A 3529-nucleotide genomic window follows, 5' to 3' on the forward strand; every position below is an offset into this window, starting at 1 on the left:
ACCGGCGGCCGCGGCCAGGACGCCGACGTCCTCGCTGCCCGTCACCGGACCGGGGTCGACCAGCCGCCCTGGCCCGACGACGCCCTCGAGCGCGGCACGGGTGCGCAGCACCCCCGCGGCGTCGTTGACGACGGCCGGCGCGGCCTCGATCGCCTCGATCTCGGGCGGCCGGGGCGAACGCGACGCGTCGGACTCCGCCCTGACGACCCGCGCGACGGCGTCGAGCAGGTGCGCGCGGACCGTCGGGTCGTAGCTGCGGATGTTGAGCAGCAGCTCCGCCCGGTCGGGGATGATGTTCGCCTTCGTCCCGGCGTTGATCGCGCCGACGGTGAGCACCGCGGTGTCGCCGCCCGCGACCTCGCGCGAGACCAGCGTCTGCAGGCGCAGCACGGTGGCCGCGGCCAGCACCACGGGGTCGACCGTCGCCTCCGGGCGGGACCCGTGCCCGCCCGCGCCGTGCAGCGTGATCTTGAAGGAGTCGGTCGCGGCGAACGCCGGCCCGCTGCGCAGGGCGAGGGTCCCGGCCGGGAGGGGTGCGACGTGCTGGCCCAGGACGACGTCGGGGCGCGGCACGCGCGCGAAGAGCCCGTCGTCGACCATGGCCTGGGCGCCGCGCGCGGTCTCCTCCGCGGGCTGGAACGCCACGACGAGCGTGCCGCTCCACCCCGCGCGATCGGCCGCGAGCTCGGAGGCCGCACCCAGCAGGCAGGTGACGTGGACGTCGTGCCCGCACGCGTGCATGACGCCGTCGACAGTGCTCGCGTAGGCGAGCCCCGTGGCCTCGGTGACCGGAAGGCCGTCCATGTCGGCGCGCAGCAGGACGGTCGGCCCCTCGCCGTGGCGCAGCACGCCGACGACCCCCGTCACGCCGATGCCCGTCGTCACCTCGTAGCCGAGCTCGCCCAGCCACGCCGCGACGATGCCGGCCGTGCGGTGCTCCGCAGACGACAGCTCCGGGTGACGGTGCAGGTCACGGTAGGTCGTCGTCAGGCGTCCGAGCAGCGCGTCGTCCATCTCGGCAACGTAGCCCACGGCGCGGGCCTGCGCGGTCGACCGCCCTACCGCTTCGACCGCCCTACCGCTTCGACCGCATGGCCCGCGTCACCGTCACCGGGGTCCCCTCGGGGCTCACCCCGCCGGCCAGCGCCACGTACTCGTCGGAGCCCAGCGGCACGAGCGCGACCCTGCCCTCGCCGTCGCAGTGCACGCCCCAGCCGTAGCGCTTGGGCAGGTCGCTCGACCGCAGGCACGGCTGGCCCTTGGCGAAGAACTCGGCCCGGGCCCGGGCACGGTCCGCCTCCGCGACCCCGTGGCGGTCCGCCCAGACCGTGAAGATGACGTCGTCGGACGTGTAGCGGTAGGGGTGGTCGGCGATCATCCGGTAGGTGAGCCCGGCGACGCTCGGGGTCGCCCGCTCCGGGGGGACGGCCGCGCCGCCGGCGGGGGAGTCCTCGGCGACCGCGATGAAGGTGTCGACGTAGTCGGTGGTGTGCATGCCACGATCCTGCGGCGGCGCCCGGGGCGCCGTCTTGGAGATTCGCGACGAGGATGGCGCCATGGGTGAGCGGGGCATCGAGGCGGACGAGCGCTCCGGCGTGCTCCACCCCGGCAACCTCGCCCGCTACCGCGCCCGGTGGTTCACGCCCGCCGCGGAGGTCGCGGACGTCGTCGAGACCTACTGGTCGGTGCAGTGGCACCTCGGCGCCGAGCGGATCGCGCAGCGCATCGTCGCCGCACCCGCCGTGACACTGTCGCTCGAGCGCGGAGCGGTGCCGGCGCCGCTGGTCGTCACCGGGGTCCACGCGCACGCCTGGGAGCGGGTCATCACGGGATCGGGGCGCGTCTTCGGCATCCGGCTGCGCCCCGCCGGGCTGGCGGTGCTCGGCGACCTCACCCCGGCCGACGTGGCCGACGCGACGCTCCCGGTCACCGCGCGCCTGGACGAGCGGCTGCACGCCCTCCTCGCCGCCCTGCCGCTCGACGCCGAGCCCGAGGTGCAGGCGGTTGCGGCCGACGCGCGCATCGCACGCGTGCTCGCGGACCGGCCCGTCCCGCCGCTGCACCTGCTGGCGAACGACGTCGTCGCACGGCTCGCCGAGCACGGCCCGGCCCCGGTCGAGGTGATCGCCGCGGGGCTCGGGGTCAGCGGGCGCACCGTGCAGCGGGCGCTGAGGGCGACGCTCGGGCAGGGCCCGAGCTGGGTGGGCCGGTGGATCCGGCTCCAGGAGGTGGTACGGCTGCTCTCCGCGCCCGACGCGCCGCCGTCGAGCGAGGTGGCCGCGATGCTCGGCTACGCCGACCAGGCGCACCTCGTCAACGACTTCCGGACCGCCGTGGGCCTGACGCCGGGCGCCTACGTTCGGTCGCTGCGCGAGCTCGGGGGGTAGTCCCGGGTGATTCAGGTCGCCATCGTGGCGTGCGTCGACGTGCCGCCCGGATCCTGCGTCGGCCGGGACCGGCGTGCTCAGGCGTCGCGCGGCACCAGCCGCAGGGTGACCTCGCGGACCGTCTGCCCGACGACGCTGCCGACGATGGCCGGGCCGTAGCGGTCGTACTTCGCGTGGTAGGCCGCGTCGATCGACGTGTGCGCCTGCGCCGGGGCGTCCGCGAAGGCGACGTCGCGCTCGACACCACCGGCCCGGACCCGGCCGGTGCCGCTGGCCACCGCGCGCACGAACCACGGGTTGGTTGGGCCGCCCGCGGAGCGCACGTAGAGGTCGTCGCCCACGCGCACGGCCCAGATGACGACGTACGGGCGCATCGTGCCGTCGGTGCGGGTGGAGGCGATCTGGAGCTCGTCGGCGCGGCCGATCCGTGCCAGCTCGTCGGCGGTCCAGGCCGTCATGGGTGTCCTCTCGGTGGGTGCGGGCCGCGACGGAGCCCGGGTCTCGCCCGCGAGGTCACGCCCCGGGATCGCGTCCCGTCCATCACACCCCGTCACGACCGGGGGAGGAAGGCCCTGCCGAGACGGGTACCGCCAGTGCCTGCCGGGCGCGTGCGCACCCCCGTAGCGTTCTGCCATGGACCACCGTGCCGAGATCCGCGACTTCCTGGCCTCGCGCAGGGCCCGGATCACCCCCACGCAGGCGGGGCTGCCGCTCTACGGCACCCACCGCCGCGTGGCCGGTCTGCGCCGCGAGGAGGTCGCGATGCTCGCGGGCGTCTCGGTCGACTACTACACGCGCCTCGAGCGCGGGAACCTCGGTGGGGTGTCCGACGGCGTCCTGGCCGCGCTGGCCACGGCGCTCCAGCTCGACGAGGCCGAGCGCACTCACCTCGTCGACCTGGCCAGGGCAGCCGGCACCAGCCCGGCGCGGGCGCGCCGGCGCCCCGCCCAGCCCCAGGTGCGGCCGAGCGTGCGGGCGATGCTCGACGCCATGACCGGCGCGCCGGCCGTGGTGCGCAACGACCGGCTCGACATCCTCGCCGTCAACGCGCTGGGTCGCGCGCTGTACTCCGAGCTCTACCGCGACCCGGTGCGGCCGGCCAACCACGCGCGGTTCGCGTTCCTCGACCCGCGCGCCAGGGA

Annotated in this window: 5 protein-coding genes; 2 read left to right on the top strand and 3 right to left on the bottom strand. The window is 75.9% G+C overall.

The genetic code is table 11. The features are described from left to right. Positions 1 to 1014: amidohydrolase (locus tag PKY62_RS12695; RefSeq protein ID WP_324537514.1), on the bottom strand; the 1014-nt coding region annotated here is incomplete at its 3' end. Between the two features lie 61 nt (positions 1015 to 1075). Then, positions 1076 to 1495, bottom strand: a complete 420-nt coding sequence (locus tag PKY62_RS12700) for a DUF6157 family protein (RefSeq protein WP_324537516.1) — start codon at positions 1493 to 1495, stop codon at positions 1076 to 1078. Positions 1496 to 1556: 61 nt separating this feature from the next. Here PKY62_RS12700 and PKY62_RS12705 point away from each other — a divergent pair, with 61 nt between their 5' ends. Next, positions 1557 to 2387 carry a helix-turn-helix domain-containing protein gene (locus PKY62_RS12705; RefSeq protein ID WP_324537518.1) on the top strand — a complete coding sequence of 277 codons (831 nt, stop codon included), beginning with the start codon at positions 1557 to 1559 and terminating at the stop codon, positions 2385 to 2387. A 77-nt stretch (positions 2388 to 2464) separates the two neighbouring features. On the opposite strand, the gene PKY62_RS12710 is transcribed toward PKY62_RS12705, so the two are convergent. Beyond that, the gene (locus PKY62_RS12710) at positions 2465 to 2845 is read right to left on the bottom strand and encodes a DUF2255 family protein (RefSeq protein ID WP_324537520.1); all 381 of its coding nucleotides are present in this window, start codon (positions 2843 to 2845) and stop codon (positions 2465 to 2467) included. Between the two features lie 175 nt (positions 2846 to 3020). Between PKY62_RS12710 and PKY62_RS12715 the strand changes: the two genes are divergently transcribed. Further along, positions 3021 to 3529: MmyB family transcriptional regulator (locus tag PKY62_RS12715; protein WP_324537522.1), on the top strand; the 509-nt coding region annotated here is incomplete at its 3' end.

This window comes from Actinotalea sp., from assembly GCF_035443605.1.
GTDB lineage: Bacteria > Actinomycetota > Actinomycetes > Actinomycetales > Cellulomonadaceae > Actinotalea.

What these genes read in the sequence shown, in the direction of transcription:
- PKY62_RS12710 (WP_324537520.1), bottom strand. Translation starts at nt 2,845, where the DNA reads ATGACGGCCTGGACCGCCGACGAGCTGGCACGGATCGGCCGCGCCGAC.
- PKY62_RS12705 (WP_324537518.1), top strand. Translation starts at nt 1,557, where the DNA reads ATGGGTGAGCGGGGCATCGAGGCGGACGAGCGCTCCGGCGTGCTCCAC.
- PKY62_RS12700 (WP_324537516.1), bottom strand. Translation starts at nt 1,495, where the DNA reads ATGCACACCACCGACTACGTCGACACCTTCATCGCGGTCGCCGAGGAC.